Annotated in this window: 28 protein-coding genes, 1 tRNA gene and 1 pseudogene; 16 read left to right on the forward strand and 14 right to left on the reverse strand. The window is 65.2% G+C overall.

Annotation, left to right across the window (positions count from 1 at the left end):
• The first annotated feature begins 277 nt into the window (after positions 1-277).
• A complete protein-coding gene (locus ACP159_RS08660; RefSeq protein ID WP_425099275.1) occupies positions 278-1,225 on the forward strand; it encodes a methyltransferase in 948 nt (315 codons plus the stop codon).
• 53 nt (positions 1,226-1,278) lie between these two features.
• Here the strand turns inward: ACP159_RS08660 and ureG are convergent, their stop codons facing one another.
• The 13 genes from ureG to ACP159_RS08725 all read right to left on the reverse strand — a co-directional run bounded on the left by ureG (position 1,279) and on the right by ACP159_RS08725 (position 9,634).
• Positions 1,279-1,914 (reverse strand): urease accessory protein UreG, encoded by a 636-nt coding sequence (gene ureG, locus ACP159_RS08665; protein ID WP_425099276.1) that lies wholly within the window; start codon positions 1,912-1,914, stop codon positions 1,279-1,281.
• Positions 1,915-1,936: 22 nt separating this feature from the next.
• Entirely contained in the window at positions 1,937-2,584 is a 648-nt protein-coding gene (locus tag ACP159_RS08670) for an urease accessory protein UreF (RefSeq protein WP_425099277.1), read from the reverse strand.
• Entirely contained in the window at positions 2,574-3,077 is a 504-nt protein-coding gene (locus ACP159_RS08675) for an urease accessory protein UreE (RefSeq protein ID WP_425099278.1), read from the reverse strand. The genes ACP159_RS08670 and ACP159_RS08675 overlap by 11 nt, the downstream gene beginning before the upstream one ends.
• 30 nt (positions 3,078-3,107) lie before the next feature.
• Positions 3,108-3,692, reverse strand: a complete 585-nt coding sequence (locus tag ACP159_RS08680; protein ID WP_425099279.1) for a hypothetical protein — start codon at positions 3,690-3,692, stop codon at positions 3,108-3,110.
• Between the two features lie 146 nt (positions 3,693-3,838).
• Entirely contained in the window at positions 3,839-5,599 is a 1,761-nt protein-coding gene (gene ureC, locus ACP159_RS08685) for an urease subunit alpha (protein ID WP_425099280.1), read from the reverse strand.
• A 21-nt stretch (positions 5,600-5,620) separates the two neighbouring features.
• Positions 5,621-5,938, reverse strand: a complete 318-nt coding sequence (locus ACP159_RS08690; RefSeq protein ID WP_425099281.1) for an antifreeze protein — start codon at positions 5,936-5,938, stop codon at positions 5,621-5,623.
• Complete coding sequence (locus ACP159_RS08695; RefSeq protein ID WP_425099283.1) at positions 5,935-6,441, reverse strand: GNAT family N-acetyltransferase; 507 nt, start codon at positions 6,439-6,441, stop codon at positions 5,935-5,937. Before ACP159_RS08695 ends, ACP159_RS08690 begins: the two co-directional genes overlap by 4 nt.
• Position 6,442: 1 nt before the next feature.
• Positions 6,443-6,748, reverse strand: a complete 306-nt coding sequence (locus tag ACP159_RS08700; protein ID WP_425099284.1) for an urease subunit beta — start codon at positions 6,746-6,748, stop codon at positions 6,443-6,445.
• The gene (locus tag ACP159_RS08705) at positions 6,745-6,921 is read right to left on the reverse strand and encodes a hypothetical protein (RefSeq protein WP_425099285.1); all 177 of its coding nucleotides are present in this window, start codon (positions 6,919-6,921) and stop codon (positions 6,745-6,747) included. The genes ACP159_RS08700 and ACP159_RS08705 overlap by 4 nt, the downstream gene beginning before the upstream one ends.
• A gap of 43 nt (positions 6,922-6,964) precedes the next feature.
• Positions 6,965-7,267 carry an urease subunit gamma gene (locus ACP159_RS08710; protein WP_425099286.1) on the reverse strand — a complete coding sequence of 101 codons (303 nt, stop codon included), beginning with the start codon at positions 7,265-7,267 and terminating at the stop codon, positions 6,965-6,967.
• Positions 7,268-7,291: 24 nt separating this feature from the next.
• Positions 7,292-8,107: an urease accessory protein UreD gene (locus ACP159_RS08715; protein ID WP_425099287.1), complete on the reverse strand. Its 816-nt coding sequence runs from the start codon at positions 8,105-8,107 to the stop codon at positions 7,292-7,294.
• 184 nt (positions 8,108-8,291) lie between these two features.
• Complete coding sequence (tsaA, locus tag ACP159_RS08720; RefSeq protein WP_425099288.1) at positions 8,292-8,729, reverse strand: tRNA (N6-threonylcarbamoyladenosine(37)-N6)-methyltransferase TrmO; 438 nt, start codon at positions 8,727-8,729, stop codon at positions 8,292-8,294.
• Between the two features lie 56 nt (positions 8,730-8,785).
• Complete coding sequence (locus ACP159_RS08725) at positions 8,786-9,634, reverse strand: SMP-30/gluconolactonase/LRE family protein (protein WP_425099289.1); 849 nt, start codon at positions 9,632-9,634, stop codon at positions 8,786-8,788.
• 150 nt (positions 9,635-9,784) lie between these two features.
• On the opposite strand from ACP159_RS08725, the gene ACP159_RS08730 reads away from it, so the two are divergent.
• The 7 genes from ACP159_RS08730 (at position 9,785) to ACP159_RS08760 (ending at position 15,051) form a co-directional block, all read left to right on the forward strand.
• Complete coding sequence (locus ACP159_RS08730; protein ID WP_425099290.1) at positions 9,785-10,021, forward strand: Lrp/AsnC ligand binding domain-containing protein; 237 nt, start codon at positions 9,785-9,787, stop codon at positions 10,019-10,021.
• Between the two features lie 45 nt (positions 10,022-10,066).
• Positions 10,067-11,200 (forward strand): ABC transporter substrate-binding protein, encoded by a 1,134-nt coding sequence (locus tag ACP159_RS08735; protein ID WP_425099291.1) that lies wholly within the window; start codon positions 10,067-10,069, stop codon positions 11,198-11,200.
• 117 nt (positions 11,201-11,317) lie between these two features.
• A complete protein-coding gene (locus ACP159_RS08740) occupies positions 11,318-11,605 on the forward strand; it encodes a hypothetical protein (protein WP_425099292.1) in 288 nt (95 codons plus the stop codon).
• Position 11,606: 1 nt separating this feature from the next.
• A complete protein-coding gene (locus ACP159_RS08745) occupies positions 11,607-12,527 on the forward strand; it encodes a branched-chain amino acid ABC transporter permease (RefSeq protein ID WP_425099293.1) in 921 nt (306 codons plus the stop codon).
• A gap of 115 nt (positions 12,528-12,642) precedes the next feature.
• On the forward strand, positions 12,643-13,626 hold the full coding sequence (locus tag ACP159_RS08750; protein WP_425099294.1) for a branched-chain amino acid ABC transporter permease: 984 nt from the start codon (positions 12,643-12,645) through the stop codon (positions 13,624-13,626).
• On the forward strand, positions 13,619-14,368 hold the full coding sequence (locus ACP159_RS08755; RefSeq protein ID WP_425099295.1) for an ABC transporter ATP-binding protein: 750 nt from the start codon (positions 13,619-13,621) through the stop codon (positions 14,366-14,368). Before ACP159_RS08750 ends, ACP159_RS08755 begins: the two co-directional genes overlap by 8 nt.
• Positions 14,365-15,051, forward strand: a complete 687-nt coding sequence (locus tag ACP159_RS08760) for an ABC transporter ATP-binding protein (RefSeq protein ID WP_425099296.1) — start codon at positions 14,365-14,367, stop codon at positions 15,049-15,051. Before ACP159_RS08755 ends, ACP159_RS08760 begins: the two co-directional genes overlap by 4 nt.
• Positions 15,052-15,058: 7 nt before the next feature.
• Here the strand turns inward: ACP159_RS08760 and ACP159_RS08765 are convergent.
• Positions 15,059-15,390, reverse strand: a pseudogene (locus tag ACP159_RS08765) (immunity protein Imm33 domain-containing protein).
• A gap of 38 nt (positions 15,391-15,428) precedes the next feature.
• Here ACP159_RS08765 and ACP159_RS08770 point away from each other — a divergent pair.
• The 8 genes from ACP159_RS08770 (at position 15,429) to ACP159_RS08805 (ending at position 24,775) form a co-directional block, all read left to right on the forward strand.
• Positions 15,429-15,689 carry a hypothetical protein gene (locus ACP159_RS08770; protein ID WP_425099297.1) on the forward strand — a complete coding sequence of 87 codons (261 nt, stop codon included), beginning with the start codon at positions 15,429-15,431 and terminating at the stop codon, positions 15,687-15,689.
• 281 nt (positions 15,690-15,970) lie between these two features.
• Positions 15,971-17,713, forward strand: a complete 1,743-nt coding sequence (gene araD, locus ACP159_RS08775; RefSeq protein WP_425099298.1) for an L-arabinonate dehydratase — start codon at positions 15,971-15,973, stop codon at positions 17,711-17,713.
• Positions 17,713-18,627 (forward strand): Gfo/Idh/MocA family protein, encoded by a 915-nt coding sequence (locus ACP159_RS08780; protein WP_425099299.1) that lies wholly within the window; start codon positions 17,713-17,715, stop codon positions 18,625-18,627. Before araD ends, ACP159_RS08780 begins: the two co-directional genes overlap by 1 nt.
• A 10-nt stretch (positions 18,628-18,637) precedes the next feature.
• Positions 18,638-19,555, forward strand: a complete 918-nt coding sequence (locus ACP159_RS08785; RefSeq protein WP_425099300.1) for a dihydrodipicolinate synthase family protein — start codon at positions 18,638-18,640, stop codon at positions 19,553-19,555.
• Positions 19,556-19,577: 22 nt separating this feature from the next.
• On the forward strand, positions 19,578-21,092 hold the full coding sequence (locus tag ACP159_RS08790) for an aldehyde dehydrogenase (NADP(+)) (protein ID WP_425099301.1): 1,515 nt from the start codon (positions 19,578-19,580) through the stop codon (positions 21,090-21,092).
• 105 nt (positions 21,093-21,197) lie between these two features.
• Positions 21,198-22,487 (forward strand): PQQ-dependent sugar dehydrogenase, encoded by a 1,290-nt coding sequence (locus ACP159_RS08795; protein ID WP_425099302.1) that lies wholly within the window; start codon positions 21,198-21,200, stop codon positions 22,485-22,487.
• Positions 22,488-22,851: 364 nt separating this feature from the next.
• Positions 22,852-22,941 (forward strand) — tRNA-Ser (locus ACP159_RS08800).
• A 517-nt stretch (positions 22,942-23,458) separates the two neighbouring features.
• The gene (locus ACP159_RS08805) at positions 23,459-24,775 is read left to right on the forward strand and encodes a restriction endonuclease PLD domain-containing protein (protein ID WP_425099366.1); all 1,317 of its coding nucleotides are present in this window, start codon (positions 23,459-23,461) and stop codon (positions 24,773-24,775) included.
• Positions 24,776-24,789: the final 14 nt, after the last annotated feature.

The following is a 24,789-nucleotide window of genomic DNA, read 5'->3' on the forward strand; positions in this document are numbered from 1 at the left end:
GTGTGGCTCCCCAGCCCCGCGGGGGGGCGTCTTTCGTTCCCCACGCCGCCCGGTTGGGGCTCTGCCCCAAACCCCGAGGGTATTTGAGGACCAAAGAAGCATAGGCGCGCGCCAGACGGCCGCCGTCAAATGCACTGCATCGGGGTGCTCCGGTGATGGATTGACAGGATCAGTGCCATTGCCTATCTGCGCCGTCGATGCGTCCGACAGGACAGCAGCGTGATCGCGCCGCGTGGCCTTTCGAAGGGCAAATGAGCGCCCCTTTGGACATTGACAGATGAGAGGCACGTCCTTTCCCTCCGGCGATCCGGCCGCTGACCGGCGCGCCAGCTTTGCCGAAACCCTCGCCCATCTTGGCGATCTCGCCGGTGCGATCGAGGCCCTGCGCGGGGCGCTCGATCTGGCTCCGGGCTGGGCCGCCGGATGGTTCCGTCTGGGCGAATACCACGAATTGCTCGGGGAGACGCAGCTGGCCTGCGACGCCTGGACCCACGCCGTGGAGGCCGACCCGGCCGACCCGCTCGGCGCCGGGCTCAAGCGCGATCTGCTGTCCGGCGCACCCGTCGCCGACAGCATGCCGAGCGCGTTCGTCGAGTTGCTGTTCGACCAGTACGCACCCCGCTTCGACGCCTCCCTGCAGGACAAGCTGCACTACAGGGGGCCGCAGATCCTCGCCCGGGCGCTCGGCACGGCGATCGCCGCCGAGAAGGCGCTCGACCTCGGGTGCGGGACGGGGCTCATGGGCGAGGAACTGCGCCCGCATGTCCGGCACCTCGCGGGGTATGACCTGTCGCAGAACATGCTGGGTGAGGCCGAGGCGAAAGGGCTCTACGATCTCCTCGAAAAGCGCGACATCGGGGCGCTGGATCTCCAGCCGGAAACCTGGGACCTGATCACCGCCGCCGACGTGTTCATCTACCTCGGTGCGCTGGAGCAGATCATCGGTTGGTGCGCCGCCTCGCTGAAGCCGGGCGGCACCCTGGCCTTTACGCTCGAACGCGACGACAGCGCACCGCTGACGCTGCGCGAGAGCCGCCGGTTCGCGCACAGCCGGGCGTATGTCACCGACCTCCTGGCGCAGGCCGGGTTCACCGGCGTGCGCCTGACTCCCTGCACCCTCCGCCATGACCGCGGCGCCCCCATCGCCTCGCTTTGCATCACCGCGCAGCGCCCTGCGGCGACCAGACCGTTGCAGAGAGATGGCGAGGACAGCGTGTTCGCCTGAGGTCTGGTGGTGACGGTACGTAGGGCTGGGCTGTGCCCCGCTTTCGCGTTCGGTCAGCCGTCCACCGGCTCTTTCAGCGTTAGCCCGCCGATTCTCACCAGCAGATCGACCACTTCCTCAACGCCCTTGCCGTTCCTCACCTGTGCGAACAGCCAGGGCCGTCCCGCGCGCATCCGGGTTGCATCCCGCTCCATGACCTCCAGCGACGCGCCGACATAGGGCGCGAGGTCGGTTTTGTTGATGACGAGGATGTCCGATTTCGTGATGGCCGGGCCGCCCTTGCGCGGGATTTCCTCGCCCGCGGCGGTGTCGATCACGTAGATCGTCACATCCGCCAGTTCCGGGCTGAAGGTGGCCGACAGGTTGTCGCCGCCGCTTTCGATCAGGATCAGGTCCAGATCGTCGAAGCGCTCATTCAGCTCGGCAATCGCCGCGAGATTGATCGACGCATCCTCGCGTATCGCGGTATGTGGGCAGCCGCCTGTTTCCACGCCCCTGATCCGCTCCAGCGGCAGCACCTGCCGCCGCATCAGCTCCTCCGCATCCTCGCGGGTGTAGATGTCATTGGTGATGACCGCCATCGAGCAGCGGTCGCGCAGGGCTGCGCAGAGCGCCGCCGTCAGGCTGGTCTTGCCCGCGCCCACAGGCCCGCCGATGCCGACCCGCAGGGGGCCGTTCACAGATGCCATGGCATCCTCCTTTGTTGTCGTCTCAAGAGCGGAAGACCCGCGAATAGAGGATCTCGTGCCGCATGCTCTGGATGTCGAGCATCGGGGCGAAGCCGCCGATGTCGTCCGGATCGGCGCTCAGGGCCTTGTCCGCGAGTGACCGGCAGAGCGGTGCCAAAGCCCGGGTGATGCGTTGCCCTGCGGTCTGGCCCAGTGGGACGAGACGCACCGCCGCGCCGGTGAGGTTGGCGGCGAAAGCTTGCAGGAAGAGCCGCAGACCATCCTGCACCGGCAACCCGAGTGCCCGGATTGCCGCGCCCACCGCCACCGGATAGGCCGCGTCCGGGACTGCCACACCCCAGACGTCGCGCACGGTCCGGGCGAAGGCCGCGCCCTGTTCCAGCGTCTCCGCCCGGCGCTCCGACGACGGGGCGAGGGCTGCAGCGAGGTCCGCTAGGGCCGCAAGGTCATCCCCGAACGCCGCCCGCGCGCAGAGCACCGCGTCGGACCATCCCGCCCCGTGCTCCAAAGCGGTTCGCAGCCAGGCTTCGACGGAGGCCGCATCGCGCACGACCCCTTCGGAGATTGCCGTCTCCAGCCCGTGCGACCAGGCGAACGCCCCCACCGGGAAGGATGGCGAGAACAGCTGGTGCAGCACCAGCAGGGGGTCTTCGATCACGTCAGTGGTCATGGCTGTGAGTGTGGCCGTGGCCGTGCGCATGGCCCTCCGGGCCGTGGGCATGGGAGTGGTCGTGCCCGTGGGTTCGGCCATGGCCATAGGCCCCGCCCTCCGGCGTGAACGGCTCCTCCACCTCCTCGACCCGGGCACCGAGCCGGACCAGCATGTCAGCGATCACATGATCGGGCTGGATCAGCAGCCGGTTCGGCTCGATCTGGCAAGGCGTGTGGCGGTTTCCGATGTGCCAGGCGAGGCGCACCATGTCCGCGCCGGTGATGGCGAGCAGCGGCTCCACCGCCGCCTCCACCGCGATCTCTTCGCCTTCCGTCGTGACCAGCACCCCGCCATGATCCAGCGAGGTGGTCTGCGCGAGGTCCACCAGCAGCGTCCCGCCCGAGGCCATGACCAGCACCTTGCGGCGCAGGAAGCGGTCTTCGTAGCTCAGGATCAGCCGGTCGCTTAAACCCTTGTGGGAATGCGGGTGGTAGCTGTGCGCGGTCTTCATGTCGGCTCCTTCAGGGCGCGGAATGCGCCGTCATTCCATCTTTTCGATGGCCACATAGTCATAGACGTCATCCGCCCCCGGATAGAACGACCGGGCGAGATAGCTTGCGCCCAGGTCCGGCAGGTAGTGCAGGATGTCGTAGGTCTCGCGGTCCGCCGGGTCGAAGTACATGCGCACCGGCAGGACCGTGTAGGTGCAGTCGCCAAACGTCATGGTCGTCTCCGGATCGGCCTCGAAGACGTCGAGGCCCTGCGAAATCTCGCCACCCTCGTTGATGACCACCGGCATCTGCAGCGACTTGCCGACTTCCGGCAGGGGGATGTCCTGCGGGCTGTGGCCATAGCTGTAGGTATCCCGCGCCGTGGTGTCGAGTGCGCCGTCCCTGGCCTGGATGAACTCGACCATGTAGAGCCCTCGCGCCAGCAGGACCCGCGAGTCGAGTGTGCCGTTTTCGTAGTAATGAGACGTCACGGTTCCGGGCGTGAAGGTCTTGAGCTCCTCGTAGGCCCCATCCGCCGTGCGCATCCGGATGCCGGTGTCGAGATCCGCCGCCACGGGGCACTCCGCGAGAACGGCGGGGGCCCAGAGGGCGGCGATGAGGGTCAGGCTGCGCATGTCTCTCTCCTGTCGATGCTTGCGCCCACTGCGCCAGAAGCCGGGAATGCCGTCAACGGCGGTTTTCCGGCCCTCCCGGCTGGCAACAAAAGTCCGGACGGACTTTTGCAAATTCCTTGAAAGGAATTTGCGCCCGGCCTCCCCCGTCAGAACAGGAAGTACCGCTGTGCCATGGGCAGAACCTTCGCCGGCTCGCAGGTCAGAAGCTCGCCATCGGCGCGCACCTCGTAGGTCTCCGGATTCACCTCGATCTTCGGCGTCGCCGTGTTCAGTTTCAGGTCGGACTTGCCGATGCCCCGGGTGTTCTTCACCGCCACCGTCTGCTTCGCCAGACCCAGTGTCCCGCGGATGTTCTCCGCCTGCGCCGCTTCGCTGACGAAGATCACCGCCGAGTGCTCGACCGAGCGCCCATAGGCGCCGAACATGCTGCGCGAATAGACCGGCTGCGGTGTCGGGATCGACGCGTTGGGATCGCCCATCTGCGCACAGACGATGGTTCCGGACATCAGCACCATCTCCGGCTTCACCCCGAACATGGCGGGTGACCAGAGCACCAGGTCCGCCCGCTTGCCCTCTTCGATGGAGCCGATTTCATGGCTGATGCCATGGGCAATCGCCGGATTGATGGTGTATTTCGCGATGTAGCGGCGCACGCGCATGTTGTCGTTGTCGCCGGTCTCCTCGGCCAGTTTGCCGCGCTGCTTCTTCATCTTGTCGGCGGTCTGCCAGGTGCGGATGATGACCTCGCCCACGCGCCCCATGGCCTGACTGTCCGACGCGATGATCGAGAACGCCCCCATGTCGTGCAGGATATCCTCCGCCGCGATGGTCTCCTTGCGGATGCGGCTCTCGGCGAAGGCCACATCCTCCGGGATCGACTTGTCCAGATGGTGGCAGACCATGAGCATGTCGAGATGCTCTTCGAGCGTGTTCACCGTGTAGGGCCGCGTCGGGTTGGTCGAGGACGGCAGCACGAACTCCTCGCCACAGATGCGGATGATGTCAGGCGCATGACCGCCGCCCGCGCCTTCGGTGTGGAAGGCGTGGATCGTCCGGCCCTTCATGGCCTTCACGGTGTTCTCGACGAAACCGGACTCGTTCAGGGTATCGGTGTGGATCATCACCTGCACGTCCCAGGCATCCGCCACCGAAAGGCAGCAGTCGATCGCTCCCGGCGTCGTGCCCCAGTCTTCGTGCAGCTTGAGCGAGCAGGCCCCGGCCCGGATCTGCTCCTCCAGAGCGCCGGGAAGCGAGGCATTGCCCTTCCCTGCAAAGGCGAGGTTCATCGGGAAGGCATCCGCCGCCTGGAGCATCCGCCCGAGGTGCCAGGGCCCCGGTGTGCAGGTCGTCGCAAGGGTGCCATGCGCCGGGCCAGTGCCGCCGCCGAGCATGGTGGTCAGGCCGGAATGCAGCGCGTCCTCGATCTGCTGCGGACAGATGTAGTGGATATGGCTGTCCATGCCGCCAGCGGTCAGGATGCGCCCTTCCCCGGCAATCGCCTCCGTGCCCGGCCCGACGATGATGTTCACGCCGGGCTGGGTGTCCGGGTTGCCGGCCTTGCCGATCTTGTGGATGCGCCCGTCACGCAAGCCCACGTCCGCCTTGTACACCCCGGTCCAGTCGACAATCAGCGCATTGGTGATCACCGTGTCGACCGCACCCTCGGCCCGCGTGGCCTGCGACTGGCCCATGCCGTCGCGGATCACCTTGCCGCCGCCGAACTTGACCTCCTCGCCATAGATTGCCGCATTGGCGCCCGAGCCGCCGGACTGAGCCGCGCCCACGGCTTCGGCAGTCAGGTCGCGCTCGACCTCGATGATCAGGTCGGTGTCCGCCAGACGCAGCTTGTCGCCGGTGGTCGGGCCGAACATGGCGGCATAGTCGGAACGGGAAATCTTGGCGGGCATGATCGGTCCTTGTTGTCTCGTTTACCGCGCGGTCCTGCGCTTCGACAGGCGGCGGGAATTGGCTTTGGTGGTGCGGCGCAGCGGCTTGACGGCGGCGGCCAGCGCGGCTTCGGGCGACTTGCCCTTCCACGTGGCGGAGAAGGCGGCGCGGCCGGCTTCGGCAAAGGCGGCCTGCTTTTCGGCAACCATGCGGACGTTCTCGGTCTTCGGCACACGCCAAAGCCCCAGCATGCCGAGCGTGCGCATCCAGATCACCGCGCCCGCCTCAACGGACATCAGCGACAATTGGTGCCCAAGGCGCATCATGGTGAACGGATCGGGAGTGTGGGAACGGCTCATGTCAGTCTCAGCTTCATGTGGATGACCCGGGTGTCGTCGCCGCCGTAGGCGTCCGGGTCGGTGTACCGTTGAAATCCGAGGCTCTCATAGAGCGGCAGGGCCTCGACATGACGATAAAGCGCATCGAGCCACAAGGTTCCGTGGCCAAGGCGGCGGGATTCGGCAATGCATTCGACGCAGAGCAGACGGCCAAGACCCAGCCCCCGGAACGCTTCGCGCACATACATGCGGTTCATCTCTCCATCGCCGTCCTTTGCAGGGCGCAGCATGACGATCCCGGCGGTCTGGCCTTCGTGCTCGGCAAGGAAACATTCGCCCCTTGGCGGCAGGAAAAAGGCCTCGAAGTTGGCGAGTTGACCTTTCACGTCCTGATCCGCGATATAGGCGTCGATTTCGTCCTGCATGTCGGGATATCGCACGCGCACGGTGTCGAAGAATTCCCAGACCAGGGCGGAGGCCGCCGCGATCTGGTCTTCTCCGCGCACCCGCACGACCGTCGCCATCTCAGAGGTCTCCCATCACCGCCTGATTGAAGCCGTAGATCTTCCGCGCCCCGGCGATGGGGATCAGGCTGACCTCGCGCTTCTGGCCCGGCTCGAAGCGCACGGCGGTGCCCGCGGCGATGTCCAGCCGCATGCCCCGCGCCGCGTCGCGGTCGAAGTCCAGCGCCGCGTTGGCCTCGGCGAAATGGTAGTGGCTGCCCACCTGCACCGGACGGTCGCCGGTGTTGGCGACCATCAGCGTGATCGCCGTCCGGTCGCCGTTCAGGGTCAGGTCGCCCTCTGCCGGGAAAAGCTCGCCGGGGATCACTTGCGTCCCCGTGCCCGCGCCAGAGCCACACCGCCGGACACAGCGATCACCGCCAGCGCCGCCGCCATCACCATCCAGCTTGCCCCGTCATGCGGATGCACATGCACACCCGGATGTGCCAACGCAGGACCCGCCACCAGCACCGCAGCCGCCGTCAGACCAAGTTTCATCATGTCACTGTCCCTTTCGCTTCTTCTGTTTGAAAAACCTCGAAATTCACCGGATCGGATTGTGCACCGTCACCAGCTTGGTGCCATCGGGGAAGGTCGCTTCCACCTGCACCTCGTGGATCATCTCCGGCACGCCTTCCATGCACTGATCCCGCGTGATCACTTGCGCCCCGGCCTGCATCATCTCCGCCACCGAACGCCCGTCCCGCGCACCCTCGACCACCGCGTCGGTGATCAGCGCAATCGCTTCCGGGTGGTTGAGCTTGACGCCGCGGGCGAGCCGCTTGCGGGCGACTTCCGCCGCCATTGCGATCAGCAGCTTGTCTTTTTCTCTCGGGGTCAGGTTCATCGTGTGTTGTCTCTTGTCAGGCTCTTACAGCATCCAGGGGCGGGGCAGGTCCGCCCCGGCGAGGTCGGTGAGCAGCGGCACGAGGCAACGCCGCAACTCGAATCCATCACGCGCGAGAAGGCGCAGGAACACAAGGTCATCGTTCAGGGCCGAGGCGCCGGCGGTCGCGGGCAGCCCGGCCCGCAGCGCGTCGAGCCATTCGGCTATTCCCGGCGCCGCGCAGAGCACGGAGGCGAGGGCGATAGCGCCGCCTGCCACGGTCTGTTTTGCAAGAGTGGCGGCGGTATCACCATCCAGGCGCAGCCGGTCGGCAAACACCAGTTTGCCGCTCACGCGCAGGTCGATCCGGTCGCGCAGGTGTAGGTCCTGCACCGTCTCGCCCATGGCTTCACGGCCAAAGATCAGAACTTCGGAGGCCAGCAGCCTTGCGCCTTTGGCGAGGTCGACCGTCAGCGTCCGGTCCAGCGCCGCCCCGTCGAAGAGGATCGTTTCCTGCGGCAGCCACGTCAGGCTTGCCCCCTCCCCGGCCCGCAAAGCCGCGTGCACCCGCCCCGGAGCCCCCGGCGCGGCGCGGTAGATGCGTTCGGCGGCCTGCGTGGTCAGGCGCAACGATGCGCCCGGCAGGGCCTCCGCGCTCATGGTGAAGTCATCGCCGCCGGTCACGCCCCCCGAAGAATTGAGATAGACCGCGTCCAGCATCGCCCCCCGTGTCTGCGGGAACAGCAGCTTGCTGCTGCCGGACATGGCCAGATCGCCGATCACCGACCGGCCGTCGCGGCACTTGGCAACAAGATGCGCCCGTCCCCGCGCCCGCTGCGGCGCGGTCATCGCGGCAGACATTGGTGATGTGTGATCGTAAGGGATGGCAGGCTCCTCGCAGGTCTTGGGCCGAGCCTCCGCCCTACCCTTTCCAGCCTCAAGGCATCCGCTGATACCGGCGGGACGTTTGCGCTGAAGAATGCGGCAGACGCCATCAGATTGGCTGTTTTTTGCGCGCGCTGCGCAAATATGAGGCGGTTTTGAATCAATCCTGCCCTTTTGCCCGCGCCTGCACCGCGTAGCTGCACCGATCCGGCTTCAGATCGACCAGCGGCGTGCCGTCGAGACAGTCCAGCCCGCGCACCAAAAGCGTTGCCCCGTCTCGGCGCAGCAGGCGCACGCTGGAGGTGCCGATGGGATTGGGCCGGAGCGGCGAGCGCAGGGAAAAGGTGCCGCGTGCCGCACCGTCGCCCTTCGGGCTCTGGGTCAACAGATCGCGCCGGGCGAGGTGGAGCCAGTAGAGCACCTCGATGCGCTCGAATCGCTCGATCCCGTCCAGCGCGGGTTCCAGTTCGGGCAATAGCACGATCCGGCACTCCGGGCCGTCCTCGACATCCCCCTGGCGCGGGCACATCCCCCGCGCCGTGAATGGCGTATGGATCGTGCCGATGAAGGTCAGCCCGACGTCGGTCGGCAGCGGCACGTCGAGAATCGTCTCCCCCTCCCGCAAGACATCACGCGGATGCGGCTCCGGGCCGGTCACAGGATGACCCGGTGTTCGCGCTGGCCCGTCACCAGCGTATCCAGCATGAAGGTCTTGCCTGCTGCCGTCTGCCCCTCCGGCGCCCCATCCGCTGCCGAGGTCACGAACAGCGTCGTCAGGCTGGGTCCACCGAACGCCGGGCAGGTGGTCAGGCTCGCGGGCAGTTTAAACGCATGCTGAAAGCTGCCATCCGGCGCATAGCAGGCCACGCGACCCGCCCCCCATTGCGCGTTCCAGAAATTGCCCACCGCATCAACAACGGCCCCGTCCGGCGCGAACCCCTCCGGTTTCAGATCGAGGAACAACTGAGGCTCACCGTCCGGCCAGCCATCGTCGTCCAATGCCACGCGCCAGACCTTCTGCACGCCGGTATCGGCGAAATAGGCGTGGCGGCCGTCGGGGGTGAAGCTGATCGCGTTGGGGATGGAGATGCCAGAGAACAGCTGGCGCAATTCGCCCCGATAATAGCGATAGATCGCCCCCATCCCCGTCTCGCAGTCATACCCCATGGTCCCGATCCAGAAACCGCCCTGCGGATCGGCACGCCCGTCGTTGCAGCGTGTCTCCGGCTTGTCCGCCTCAAGCTCGGCGAGATGGCCGTGGGTGCCGTCGGTCAGGTCGAACAGCACGAGGTCCCGCGCCGTGGCCACCAGCAGGCGGTCGTGGTCGACCCAGCCCGCAGCCGAGACGGCGCGGTCGAACTGCCAGTGCCGCTCGGTCTCGCCGCCCAGCTCGTACATCCGGTGTCCCTTGATATCGAACCAGAACAGCGACCCGCGCTCCGGGTGCCAGAGCGGCCCCTCGCCGAGCGCGCAAGCGGTTTCGGAAAATACTTCGGCGGCCATGTGCGTCCTCCCCGGCAAACTCCGTCCCAGATGTCCACATCCGCCGCCGCGGGGCAAGGGCTGCCGCCGGGTGGTCCCGTTTTGGGGCTGGAAATGCCCCGCGATATGCGCAAGGCTCACCCCCGGAACCACACAAGGACAGCGCACCCCATGACCTGCGTTTTCATCCAGATCCGCTGCAAACCCGGCACCGCCTACCGCGTCGCGGGCGATATCGTGCTGCGCGAGATCCACTCGGAACTCTTCTCGACGAGCGGCGAGTATGACCTGCTGGTCAAGCTCTACATTCCGGAGGGCGAGGACGTCGGCAAGTACATCAACGACCACCTGCTCGACATCGACGGGATCGAGCGGACGTTGACGACGCTGACCTTCCGGGCCTTCTGAGCCTTTCCGACGTATAAAAAACCAAAAAAGACAGGGACTTTTCTCATGACCTTCAAGGGACTTCTTCTCACCACCGCCCTCGCCGCCGCCGCCATGTCCGCGCAGGCCGAGGTCAAGGTCGGCATGATCACCACGCTTTCCGGCGGCGGTGCCTCGCTCGGCATCGACACGCGCGACGGCTTCCTGCTGGCGCTGGAAAACGCGGGCCGCGACGACGTGACCGTCGTGGTCGAGGACGACCAGCAGAAGCCGGACATTGCGGTGCAGCTGGCGGACAAGATGATCCAATCGGAGAAGGTCGACGTGCTGACCGGCATCGTCTGGTCGAACCTCGCAATGGCCGTGGTGCCCGCCGCGACGGCGCAGGGGCTGTTCTACCTCTCGACCAACGCTGCCCCGGCGCAGCTTGCGGGCGCGGGCTGCAATGCGAATTATTTCGCGATTTCCTACCAGAACGACAACCTGCACGAGGGCGCGGGCGCCTATGCCACGCAGGCGGGCTTCAAGAACACCTTCATCCTCGCGCCGAACTACCCGGCGGGCAAGGACAGCCTGACCGGCTTCAAGCGCTTCTACGAAGGGGCGCTTTCGGGCGAGATCTACACCCAACTCGGCCAGACCGACTACGCCGCCGAGATCGCCCAGATCCGCGCGTCCGGCGCGGACTCGGTCTTCTTTTTCCTGCCGGGCGGCATGGGGATTTCCTTCCTCAAGCAATACGCCGCCTCCGGCGTCGACCTGCCGCTGGTCGGCCCGGCTTTCTCCTTCGACCAGAATATCCTTCAGGCGGTCGGCGATGCGGCGGTCGGCGTGAAGAATGCGTCCACCTGGTCCAAGGATCTGGACAACGAAGCCAACGCGGCTTTCGTGTCGAGCTACGAGGCCAAGTATGGCCGCCTGCCGTCGATCTACGCGGCACAGGGCTATGACACGGCAAACCTGCTGCTCTCGGCCGTCGACAAGGCGGACGTGAACGACGACGCAGCGTTTGGCGCGGCGCTGAAGGCGGCGGATTTCGCTTCCGTGCGGGGCAAGTTCTCCTTCGCGGCCAACAACCACCCGGTACAGGACGTTTATGTCCGCGAGGTCATCAAGGAGGGGGAAATCTTTACGAACAAGATCGTCGCCACCGCGATGGAAGACCGCGCGAACGCCTATGTGGATGAGTGCAAGATGTGATTGGCGAGGGGTGCGGGGCACAGCCCCGCCCTACGGGACCGTGGTTCTGCGCGGTCCCTGTTTTCCTCCGCATCGCTCTCGCAGGCCGGGGCTATGCCCCGGCGCGCTCCAACAGACATGATCCGCCTCTTGCAGACCCCGCTGACCGACTTGGGCCGCCTGCCCGCCTTCGTGGAAGACTGTGCCATGCAGGGCTGTATCGTGATCGCGGTCTGGGGCGACGACGCGGATGCCGTGCATGACGAGATTGACGATCTCCTGCTGTTCGATTTCGACGCGGGCAAGCCGCGCCAGGAGCCTTGGTCCGATATCGTTACCACCCTGCACCCGGACCACGCCGACGCGCTCGAGCTTGCCCAGGGCTGGGACGGCGGCATTCACTCCATCGAGGACATGACCCTCTGACATGACGCTGACCCTCATCCTCGAACAGGTCCTGAACGGGCTGCAATCGGGCATCATGCTGTTCCTGATGGCCGCGGGCCTGACGCTGATTTTCGGCGTCATGGGGCTGATCAACCTCGCCCATGGCTCGCTCTACATGGTCGGCGCTTTCTGCGCCGCCGCCGTTGCGGGCTGGAGCGGGAGTTTCCTGCTCGGTCTGGTGGCTGCACTGGCGGGGGCGGCTTTGGCGGGGGCGCTTATCGAGCGCGTGGTGATCCGCAGGCTCTACGCCCGCGACCACCTCAACCAGGTGCTCGCTACGTTTGCGCTCATCCTGATCTTTTCCGAAGGCACCCGCTGGCTCTTTGGCTCCTTCCCGCTCTATCTCGACGTGCCCGCCGTTCTGGCGCAGCCTGTCACCCTGCCCTTCGACATCCTCTATCCCGCCTACCGCCTCGCGATCATCGGTGCAGGGCTTGCGGTCGCGGTCCTGCTGTTCTGGCTGATCGGCTGCACCCGTCTCGGCATCCGCATCCGCGCCGGCGAGAACGACCGCGAGATGATCGCGGCGCTTGGCGTGGACATCGACCGGCTCTACACGCTGGTCTTTGCTCTGGGAGCCGCTTTGGCGGGGCTGGCGGGGGCTTTGGTGGGCGCGATCCAGTCCGTGCAGGTGGGCATGGGCGAGCCGGTGCTCATCCTCGCCTTCGTCGTCATCGTCATCGGCGGGATAGGGTCCATAAAGGGGGCATTGATCGGAGCGTTGCTGGTCGGGCTGACGGATACGCTCGGCGGCATCTTCTTGCCGGAAATGTTCAAACTCTTCATGGCCCCTGCAGCGGCGACACAGGCGGGAGCGGCGCTGGCGTCCATGGCAATCTACATCCTGATGGCAGGCGTGCTGATCTGGCGGCCGACGGGTTTGTTCGGAGTGCGGGCGTGAATGGTGCGCCCCGCCCCGAGGCCGGGCGAAAATTTTGCCGGGACAAAATTTTACCACGGGGGCTTTGCCCCCGGATCCCCCAGGTATTTGGGGACCAAAGAAGCAGGGGGCGGGCATGAGCCGGGAGGCATGGGTCAATCTTGGCGTGCTGACAGGGCTGGTGATCGTGCCGCTTTGGGCGCTTTGGGCAGATGAGCCGTTTACCATCACGCTGGCCACACGGGCGGTGGTCCTGGCGCTGGCGGCGGTCGGATTGAATGTGGCGCTGGGACTCGGCGGGCTGGTGAGCCTTGGCCATGCAGTGTTCTTCGGGATCGGGGGATATGCCATGGGCGTGCTTGCCTCCCATGCGCAGAGCTATACGCCGCTCGCGGAGTGGCCTTTCCTGATCGAAGGCACGAAGTCGATGCCGGTGATCTGGCTTGTCGCCGTAGTTGCCGCGGCGCTCGCGGCGCTGGTGATCGGGGCGGTGTCGCTGCGCACTTCCGGGGTCTATTTCATCATGATCACCCTCGCCTTCGGCCAGATGTTCTATTTCTTCACCATCAGCTGGAGCGCCTATGGCGGTGAGGACGGGCTGTCGATCTACGTCCGCAACGGCTTTCCCGGGCTGAATACGCTGGTGCCGATCCAGTTCTACGGCCTGTGTTTCGCGCTGCTCTGTCTTGCGCTTCTGCTGGGCCATGCCCTGGCCCGGTCCCCCTTCGGTCTCGCCCTGAACGCGGCGCGGCAGGCTCCGGAGCGGGCGCGGGCCGTGGGGCTCGATCCCTATCGGCTGCGGCTTGTGGCCTTCGTGATCAGCGGCGCGATCACGGGGCTGGCGGGGGCGCTGTTCGCCGATCTGTCACGCTTTGTCAGTCCGACCATGTTCAGCTGGCAACTGTCGGGCGAGCTCATGGTCTTTCTCATACTCGGCGGCACTGCGCGGCTGTTCGGGCCAGTGGTCGGTGCCGTGGTCTTTGTCCTTCTGGAGCACTGGCTTGGGGGGCTGAGCGACTACTGGCACGTGTTCCTTGGCGCCCTGCTTCTGGTCATCGTGCTGTTCGCCAAGGGCGGCCTCATCGGGCTCCTGGCCGGTCGCCGGGTGGCCCATGACTGACGTGCTGCTGGAAACCCGGGGGCTGACAAAGGCGTTCGGTGCCGTGCGGGCCTCGGACAATGTCTCGCTCTCCCTGTGCGCGGGCGAGATACACGCCATCATCGGTCCGAACGGCGCGGGCAAGTCGACGCTGATCGGCCAGATCTGCGGCACGCTGGTGCCGGACAGCGGCTCCGTGCACCTCGCTGGCGTGGAGGTAACGGCGCGGCCACCGCAGGCGCGGGCGCGGCTTGGTCTGGCACGGACGTTTCAGGTCAGCCAGCTGGCCATGGACGACACGGTGCTCCAGAACGCGGTGCTCGGTGCCCTCGGCGCGTCCGGATCGCCCTGGCATTTCTTTCGCCCGGCCTTGTCGGACAAGACCATGCGGGACACGGCGGAGGCGGCGCTGGCACGGGTCGGCCTTGCGGAGCAGGCGTCAGCCGTGACGGCGGAGCTCTCGCATGGCCAGCGTCGGCTGCTGGAAGTGGCGGTCGCGCTGACGCTGAGGCCAAAGGTCTTCGTCATGGACGAGCCGATGGCAGGCCTCGGCACGGAAGGCAGCGCGTCCCTGACGCGGCTGCTGGACGAGCTCAGGCGTGAGGCTCCGATCCTTTTGGTGGAGCACGACATGGACGCGGTCTTTGCCCTCGCGGACCGGATCAGCGTGCTTGTCTACGGCCAGATCATTGCGACGGGGACCGTGGAGGAGATCCGCAACAATGCCGCCGTGCGCGAGGCCTATCTGGGGGAAGCGTCATGAGCCTGTTGCAGGTTCGGGGGCTGACCGCCCGTTATGGCGCGGCGCAGGCGCTCTTTGGCGTGGATTTCACCCTTGCCGAAGGCGAGGTGCTGGCGCTCATGGGACGCAATGGCATGGGCAAGTCGACCAGCGTGAAATGCCTGTGCCGGATGATGCCCTCCTCCGGAGTGCTGACATTTGCCGGGCGGGACCTGCACCCTTTGCGCTCGCACGAGGTCGGGCGGCTCGGGATCGGGCTGGTGCCGGAGGGACGGCGCTGCTTTGCGGATCTGTCGGTGCTGGAGAACCTGACGGCGGCGGCGCGGCCGGGGTTTTGGGACATGGCGAAGGTCGGTAACCTGTTCCCCCGTCTGTCCGAACGGCAGGGGCAGATCGCACGGAGCCTCTCGGGCGGCGAGCAGCAGATGCTGGCCATCGGGCGGGCGCTGATGACGAACCCCCGGCTTCTGGTGCTGGACGAGGCGACAGAGGGGCTTGCGCCCATCGTGCGGCAGGAAATCTGGTCGGCGTTGACAGTGCTGAAACGCGAGACCGGCATGGCGATGTTGATCATCGACAAGTCCTTGAAGGAACTGAGAGCGGTGGCGGACCGGGCGGTGATCCTCGAACGCGGGCGCTCGGTCTGGATGGGTGCGCCGGAGCAGATCACGGCGGAGATCGCGGGGAAGTATCTGGGGGTGTGAGGCGCACTCAAACCTTCAGAAGAGCCGCATCGAACCACACATCCTCGTAGGTCGGCGTCACGAGGAAACGCCAGCCGGGGGCGAGGCCGAGATAGGGCAAGACCAGCGGCAGACGCTCTGCGAGGTGGCTGACGTGCAGAGGCGGGAAGAACTCCGAAACACTTCTCCGCCCCAGAGGAACCAGCCGCAGGCTTGCCCCTCCGGCGGGTGGCGCAGGCCGTTCAGGGGCATGGTCAGATCGAGTGCGGAGCGGGCGATGCCGACGACCTGCTGCGGCTCTGCGGGCAGATATTCGCTGCCTTGTCTGGCGCAGAGCGCCCTTTGCTGCTGTGACCACATTCCCTCTCATCTCGCAACGTGCGCAAGAAGGTGGCTCAATGCAAATCGAACCGGACACCCTCGCCGCCAAGTTCCCCGAAGACACGGGCACAGGTCTCATCGGATACCTCTGCATCGACATGGACCGCGAAGAAAGTCTCCTTGCTTATTGGCGCAAAGTCCCCGTCCATGACCGCTTCCCGACCTGGGACATATTTCAGATCAAGACTGAGCAACACCAATCCAACATGCGGCAGGCGCAGGATGGCAAAGACCGACTCTTCGTCCAGAAAGAATGGCGTTCGAAAGACCTCGGATAGTCTGTCCAATGTGGCGATGACCGACCCAATCTCGCGAGCCCGTCCAGAGGGCCAGGGTAGCAGACCGATTTCGGCTGGAATGATTGGCGCGCTGCTGACTGCCCCGACGGACATCGCATTTCCTTTCCTCTATGGCCCAGAGCCTATCAATAAAGTTCGCTTCGGCAACCATGCGTCTCCGCTTCATACCAAAAACGCTATCCACTTCTGCCAAATCCAGATTTGATTGATATGCGAGACCCCTGATACCCCTTCGGCAAACACCGAAAATGGGGGGAGCCATGGCGTTCAAGCCGGCGAAGTGGCCGCGCAAGCTGCGCAGTCAGGAATGGTACGGCGGCACCAGCCGCGATGTGATCTATCACCGGGGATGGCTCAAGAATCAGGGCTACCCCGATGACCTTTTCGATGGTCGTCCGATCATCGGCATCCTCAACACGTGGTCCGATCTGACCCCCTGTAACGGCCACCTGCGGGAGCTTTCGGAGAAGGTCAAGGCGGGGATCTGGGAGGCGGGCGGCTTCCCGGTGGAGGTGCCGGTGTTCAGCGCGTCGGAGAATACCTTCCGCCCCACGGCGATGATGTTCCGCAACCTCGCCGCGCTCAGCATCGAAGAGCAGATCCGGGGGCAGCCGATGGACGGCTGCGTGCTGATGGTCGGCTGTGACAAGACCACGCCTTCGCTGCTGATGGCGGCTGCTTCCTGCGACCTGCCGTCGATCGTCGTGACGGGCGGGCCGATGCTCAATGGCTGGTTCCAGGGCGAGCGGGTCGGCGCGGGCACGCACCTGTGGCGCTTCTCCGAGGCCGTGAAGGCGGGCGAGATGACGCAGGACGAATTCCTCGACGCGGAGGCCGCCGTCACCCGCTCCTCAGGCACCTGCAACACCATGGGCACGGCGTCTTCCATGGCCTCCATGGCCGAGGCTCTGGGCATGGCCCTCAGTGGCAACGCCGCGATCCCGGCGGTGGACAGCCGCCGCCGCGTCATGGCCCAGCTTTCAGGCCGGCGCATCGTGCAGATGGTCAAGGACGACCTGAAGCCGTCGGACATCCTGACCCGAGAAGCCTTCGAGAACGCCATCCGCACCAACGGTGCGGTGGGCGGCTCGACCAACACCGTGGTGCATCTCCTCGCCATCGCAGGGCGCGTCGGCGTCGACATCACGCTCGACGATTGGGACCGCTGCGGGCGGGACGTGGCGACGATCCTGAACCTGCAACCCTCCGGCAAGTACCTGATGGAGGAGTTCTTCTATGCGGGCGGCCTGCCCGTGGTGCTCAAGCGTCTGGGGGAAGGCGGCAAGCTGCACAGGGACGCGCTGACCGTCTCCGGCTCCACGATGTGGGAGGAGGTCAAGGATGCTACGAACTGGAACGAGGACGTGATCCTGCCGGTCGACAAGCCCCTGACCAAACAGGGCGGCATCGCGGTGCTCAAGGGCAACCTGGCCCCGAACGGCGCGGTGCTCAAGCCTTCCGCGGCAACGCCCGCGCTCATGCAGCACAAGGGCCGCGCCGTGGTCTTCGAGGACATCGACGACTACAAGGCGAAGATCAACGACGAGGATCTCGACATCGACGAGACCTGCATCATGGTGTTGAAGAACTGCGGACCGAAGGGCTATCCCGGCATGTCCGAGGTCGGCAACATGGGTCTGCCGCCGAAGGTGCTCCGCAAGGGCATCAAGGACATGATCCGGATTTCCGACGCCCGCATGTCCGGCACAGCCTATGGCACCGTGATCCTGCACACGTCGCCCGAAGCCGCCGCCGGTGGTCCGCTGGCGGTCGTGCGGAACGGTGACATGATCGAGGTGGACGTGGCGAACCGCCGCCTGCATCTCGACATTTCCGATGCCGAGCTGGCGGAGCGTCTGTCGACATGGCAGCCGACCCACGAGCGGCCGACGTCTGGTTACGCCTGGCTTCACCAGCAGCATGTCGAAGGCGCCGACACCGGCGCCGATCTCGACTTCCTCAAGGGCTGTCGCGGTGCGCCGGTCGGAAAGGATTCGCATTGATGAAGATCGCGATCATCGGCGTGGGCAAGATCGCCCTCGACCAGCACGTTCCCGCGATTGCCGGGAGCGAGGACTGGGAACTTGCCGCCACCTGCTCGCGCCACGGGTCCGTGGATGGCGTGGAGGCCTTCACCGACTTCGACACACTGCTGGAGCAAAGGCCGGACATCCGGGTCGTCTCGCTCTGCATGCCCCCGGTGCCGCGTTATGACTACGCCGCGAAGGCCATCGCGGCGGGGCGGCATGTGATGCTGGAGAAGCCCCCCGGCGCCTCTCTGGCGGAATGCCATGCGCTTGAGGCGATGGCGAAGAAGGCGGGCGTCAGCCTCTTTGCCACCTGGCATTCGCGCTGCGCCGACAAGGTGCCTGCCGCGAAGGAGTGGCTCAAGGACAAGACCATCACCCGCGCCCATATCACCTGGCGCGAGAGTGTGCGGAAGTGGCATCCCGGGCAGGACTGGGTCTTCGAGCCCGGCGGCATGGGCGTCTTCGATCCGGGCATCAATGCGCTAAGCATCCTGACGGAAATCCTGCCGAAGCCCGTGCACCTGACCTCCGCCACGCTGGAATACCCGGCGAACCGGCAGACGCCGATTGCGGCGCGGCTCCAGTTCACCGGCAACACCTCCGCCGAGTTCGACTGGCGCGAGGAGGACAAGGACATCTGGTCCATCGACGTCGAGACCACGCAAGGCACGCTCTCGCTCCACGAGGGCGGCGCGCGCATGGTTCTCGATGGAGCCGAGCACGCGGGCGACGACAGCCCGCTCTCCGGCGAGTATCCCCGGCTCTATGCCCGCATGACCGAACTGGTGAGCCTTGGCGCCATCGACATGGACCTGAGCCCCTTCGTGCATGTGGCCGACGCGCACATGCTGGGACGGCGCGAAATCGTCGCCCCCTTTGATTTCTGAGGAGACAGCTATGAAAACCCCGCTTACCGGCATCCTGCCCGTCGCCCCCACCCCCTTTCACGCCGATGGCTCTCTTGATGAGGAAGGCTGCCGCCGCGTGATGGACTGCATGATCGACCAGGGTGTCGACGCCATCTGCATCCTTGCGAACTACTCCGAGCAGTTTCTGCTGTCGGACGAGGAGCGCGACCGCGTCATGCGCATCAGCCACGAGCAGGTCGCGGGCCGCGTGCCGGTCATCGTCACCGTCAGCCATTTCCACTCGCCGATCACCGCGAAGCGGGCAAAGGCCGCACAGGATCTCGGCGCAAGCATGGTCATGATGATGCCGCCCTACCACGGCGTCGGGCTTGTTCCCGGCCCGGAGGGCATCTATGAGCATTTCCAGATGGTCAGCGATGCGATCGACATCCCGATCATGGTGCAGGATGCGCCACTGTCCGGCGTGTCGCTCCCGGTGCCGCTCCTGGTGAAGATGGCCAAAGAGATCGAGAATGTCTCCTATTTCAAGATCGAGACCCCCTTTGCCGCCGACAAGCTCGCGGCACTGATCGAGGAAGGCGGCGAGCATATCGTCGGTCCCTTCGACGGCGAGGAGGCGGTGACGCTGCTGGCCGATCTCGACGCGGGCTGCACCGGCACCATGACCTCGGCGCTCCAGCCCGACATGATCCGGCCGATTGTCACAGAGTATCTTGCCGGGAACCAGGATGCGGCCCTCGCGCGTTGGAAACTGTGCCTGCCGTTGATCAACCACGAAAACCGGCAATGCGGCCTGCGGGCGGCCAAGACCGTGATGATGGAGGGTGGTGTCATTGGCTCCGACCATGTACGCCATCCCCTGAAGCCGATGAGCCAGCGGACCAAGGACCGTCTGCTGAGCCTCGCAAAGGAAATGGACCTCGTTGCCCTCCGCTGGGGCAAATGAGGCAGATACGGGAGATTTTCGAATGACGTTCAAACCGCATGGCAAACATCTGATCGCGGGCGAATGGGTCGCCTCCGGCCAGACCTTCAAGTCCGAGCCTGCGACGGGCGAGGCGCATGACTTCTCCGTCGGCACCGTCGAACTGGTGAACCGCGCCTGTGAGGCCGCCGAAGAGGCGTTCTGGACCTACGGCTATTCCACGCGCCAGCAGCGCGCCGACTTCCTCAACGCGATTGCCGATGAGATCGAAGCCCGCGCCGAGGCGATCACCCAGATCGGCACCGAGGAAACCGGTTTGCCCGAAGCCCGCCTGCAGGGTGAGCGTGGCCGCACCACCGGCCAGCTGCGCCTGTTCGCGACGCATATCATGGACGGCGATTACCTCGACCGTCGCCACGACGCGGCGCTGCCGGATCGGCAGCCCCTGCCCCGGCCCGACCTGAAAATGGTCCAGCGCCCTATTGGCCCAGTCGCAGTCTTTGGCGCGTCGAACTTCCCGCTGGCCTTCTCCACCGCCGGGGGCGACACCGCTGCCGCGCTGGCCGCTGGTTGCCCGGTTGTGGTCAAGGGCCACAGCGCCCACCCCGGCACCGGCGAAATCGTCGCCGAAGCCATCCATGCCGCGATCGAGAAAACCGGCATGCCCAAGGGCGTCTTCTCGCTCATCCAAGGCGGTAAGCGTGACGTGGGCACCTCCCTCGTCCAGCATCCGCTGATCAAGGCCGTCGGTTTCACCGGCTCGCTTGGTGGCGGCCGCGCCCTCTTCGACCTCTGCGCACAGCGCCCGGAGCCGATCCCCTTCTTCGGCGAGCTTGGTTCCGTCAACCCGATGTTCATCCTGCCCGAGGCGCTCAAGGCGCGTGGCGCGGCCATCGGCACCGGCTGGGCGGGCTCGCTCACCATGGGTGCGGGTCAGTTCTGCACCAACCCCGGCATCGCCGTGGTTCAGAAGGGCGCCGAGGGCGACGCCTTCGTCAATGCCGCTGCCGAGGCGCTGAAGGGCGTTCAGACCCAGTGCATGCTCACCGACGGCATCGCCGCCGCCTACAAGGACGGCAAGACGCGCTTTGACGGGCGCAACGCGGTCGAGCCGGTGCTTGTCACCGACAGCGAAGGCCGCAACGCCTCGCCGAACCTTTACCAGACCGATTCCGAGAACTACCTGCAGGACCACGCGCTTGGCGAGGAAGTCTTCGGCCCGCTCGGCCTCGTGGTGCGCGTCGACGGCCCGGATGACATGGAGACACTGGCGAAAGGCTTCGAAGGACAGCTGACCTGCACCCTGCACATGGACGACGGCGACACGGACCTTGGCCGACGCCTGATGCCGGTGCTGGAGCGCAAGGCAGGTCGCATCCTGGTGAACGGCTTCCCGACCGGCGTGGAAGTGGCCGACAGCATGGTGCACGGCGGCCCCTACCCCGCCTCCACCAACTTCGGCGCAACCTCCGTCGGCACACTCAGCATCCGCCGCTTCCTGCGCCCTGTTTGCTACCAGAACATGCCGGACGCGCTGCTGCCGGGCGACCTCGCCTGACATCACCTGAAACCCAGGAAAGGCGCTCCCCGGGGCGCCTTTCCGCCTTTTGGCCGAATGGCGGCACCACAGGGGCCGCCGAGACTTCCTGAAAGGACCGAAGACATGAGCATCCTAGCAAAGGCCACATCCGTCGTCGGCGGCACCGTCGCCTATTTCCGCCGCATGGGATCACCCGCGCATCAGGCCTTCGGCGCCAGCCCGGACATCCCGGAAGCCCGCAAACAGGGCATCATGACGCTGAAGATGCCGGTCGCCGAAGGCTGGAAGGACGGTCACGTCCCGACCTGCGCACCGGGTCTCAAGGTCAACGCCTTTGCCTCCGGCCTCGACCACCCCCGATGGATCGAGGTGCTGCCGAACGGCGATGTCCTTGTCGCCGAGTCCAAGGAACAGGCCGGCCCGCCCAAGACCTTCATGGACCACGCCGCGCAGGCGACCATGCGCCGGGTCAAGGCCATCGGCAAGAGCGCCAACCGCGTCACCCTCTGGCGCGATGCGGACGGCGACGGCATCGCCGAGATCCGCGAGGTCTTCGTGGAGAACCAGAACCAGCCCTTCGGTATGGCGCTTGTGGACGGACGGTTCTATCTCGGCAACACCGACGGTATTCGCGTCTTCGATTATGTCGAAGGCCAGCCGCTGCAGGGCGAAGGCGAGACACTCGTGGGCTTCAAACCGCATGGCCACTGGACCCGCAGCCTGCTGGCCTCCCCCGACGGGACAAAGATCTATGCCGGGGTCGGTTCGCTGACCAACATCGCCGACCAGGGCATGGCGGTCGAGGAAGGCCGCGCCGCCATCTGGGAACTGGACGTCGCGACCGGCAAGGCCCGGATCTTCGCCTCCGGCCTGCGCAATGCGGTGGGCATGGCCTGGGAGCCGGTGACCGGCGCTCTCTGGACGGTGGTCAACGAACGCGATGGCCTCGGCGACGAAACTCCGCCGGATTACCTGACCTCGGTCAGGGATGGCGGTTTCTACGGATGGCCCTATTGCTACTGGGGACAGACCATCGACGATCGGGTGCCGCAGGATCCGCAGATGGTGGCCAAGGCGCTCCAGCCGGACTATGCGCTCGGCGGGCACACGGCTTCGCTTGGTCTGTGCTGGATGCCGGAGGGCACCCTGCCCGGCTTTGGCGACGGTATGGTCATTGGCCAGCATGGCTCGTGGAACCGCTCCAAACTCAGCGGCTACAGGTTGATCTTCGTTCCCTTCGAAAACGGCAAACCCAGCGGACCGGCGCGGGACATCCTGTCGGGTTTCCTGTCGGACGACGAGAAACTGGCCTACGGGCGGCCTGTCGGGGTCACCATCGGTCCCGGCGGCAAGTCGCTTCTGATGGCCGACGACGTCGGCGACGTGATCTGGCGGGTCACCGCGGCAGACTGATCACCGCCTGCCCGACCTTGCGCCCGGATGGAGGTATCCGGGCGGAAACCGCGAAGTCGGCCCGGGACCAAGGGGCGTGATCCGTTGCCAGCGAAACCTCTTCTTCCCGGTTCGGGTTCGCCCCCAGCGCCGAAACGGGCAAGACAGGCTTCGAGCCTCGCTTTGCGTCTTTCCGCAGGGTGTCGGGGCGAACGCGCCCACCGAGTGGACGGCTCCTCTGCGGATCAGGCGGACCCGCCCATCCCGCTTGCCATTCCCGCAGCGCACAAGCCATTCGCCCCTTCAGAAAGCCGCAGGTAGGTTTTTTCCAAACAGGGCAGAATGGCCTTGTACTCCCTGCGTTTGCTTGGCTATACGCGTCGGTGGAGACGTGGCCGAGTGGTCGAAGGCGCTCCCCTGCTAAGGGAGTATACCGGAAACGGTATCGAGGGTTCGAATCCCTTCGTCTCCGCCACTTGCCCTTGAGAAAAGTTTCTCCCGTTCCCGCTGCGGCCGGATTTTTCCGTTATGTTCGAGGGTTATGCGGGAGGGGCTGAGCACTGGCCGCGGCACCAGGTGACCCGGAAGCGGTCTCTCAGGCGCGATATTCTCCGAACCTCATGACTGCGCCATTTTGGTGAATTCTTTGCAACAGATTGATCTTGTATGTTTTTTTCGTGATCCGCGAACTCGATTTCGACGCCAGTGGCGTTACGTGAAATGGAACACAGATCGAACTCGGAGATGAGGCGCGTTAGCATGGCTGATGCAGCGGCGGAGACCCGCACGGCGCGATGATCTATACGGCTCTTTCGAGTTTCTGCTCTCGGTACAACTGGCTCACGGTATGCTGCTTGTGCTCAGACATAAGCGGCTGATATTCGTACCACATCCCCCAAGCGGAGTGGTTGTCAGTGCGATACATTGATTCAGCATCTCGAAACACAACTGACGTTCTTGGCGAATGGCTCGCCAGCTTCGACCCGCTGTCGGTGGGAGCTCTACGGTGGCAGACCGGTTACTTTAGCGCAGATGGCTTGGCACCGTTGGTGCCGGTGATAGACGAGCTCAAGACTCAAGATCTTTTGACGAGTTGTGTGATCGGGTCTAACGGAGGAGAGACCGGGGAGCCAGATATCGAGACACTCCTCCAGCTTGTCGGCAGCCCGCGGGCAAACGCACGGATCGGTGTTGTCAGTTATTCAGCAGGCCTCTTCCATCCGAAGGTTTATCATTTAACCAGACAAGACGGTACGCAGGCCGCATACGTGGGATCGGCAAATCTGACTTCTCCCGGCATTTCGGGGATGAATATTGAGGCAGGTATGCTCTTGGACTCCTCCACCGGAGATCCTGATGATGTCCTGTCGGACGTAGCATCGGCGATCGACGCTTGGTTCACTGACACCCGGCCAGGGATTTCATCGATTTCATCGCTATCCGACCTCGCGCCCCTTGTCGCCGCAGGTGTCCTTGGGGTTGCACCAACTCCACGCACGACGCAAAGCGCCTCTACGAGCAGTGGGGGAACGTTGAACAAAGTCGGGCTCAAGCCGCTTATCAAATTCCCATCAGTCTCAACGAAGAGCAGCACTGGCCCTGTTGCAGCTTCGTCGGCGGCCGCTCAGCCGACGTTACCGAACACGGTGCCGACCGCTACTCCTGCCGCAGCACTTACCTCAAGTCCGCGGCCGCCATTTCCGGCATATGTACTGTTCGCACCAGGCATCATGACGCCCACGCAAGGCGCTGTGGCATTGACTGGATCGAGCCTCGCGGGTGGGGCTGCTGGCTTGGTAATCCGCCTAAACAAAGACAGCGCGAGACACTTCTCCGGAGGCAGTGGTACGGCAAACGTCAGTGTGCCCGTCGCGACAATTGGTACGGTAAGATTCGGAGTGTTTCAGGGGAAGTATCAAAGGCCGCGTGCGGAATTCGACCTTCGAATGCGTTTTGTCTCAAATTTGGGCGCCCATGAAGCTCCCGCATCCAGCACCAACGTAATGGTATATGGGTATGCTTCTGGGGAATCCGGCCACGGAGACGTGAGGATGGTAGTTCCGGCCGCTCCGGCGCGTGACATTCGCGATCATGCTACCGCAAACGGATTTCGTGTCCCTGCGGCAAACGATCCGATGATCCTTGAATGGCCAACCGCAGCCGATCCCTGCTTCAAGGCCACTTTTGTTGATAAGGGGCACCCGCTATTCGGGACAGTTGACGCATTGCTCACCGCCGCTTCGACCACGGGCGCGCTCGTGGGACAAGGTGCTTGCTGGCTGCCCTCCGGCACTTCACCCCAATGGTAGAGGCTCCAGAAATC

The sequence above is a fragment of the Tropicibacter sp. S64 genome, assembly GCF_049803835.1.
Taxonomy (GTDB): Bacteria; Pseudomonadota; Alphaproteobacteria; order Rhodobacterales; family Rhodobacteraceae; genus Pacificoceanicola.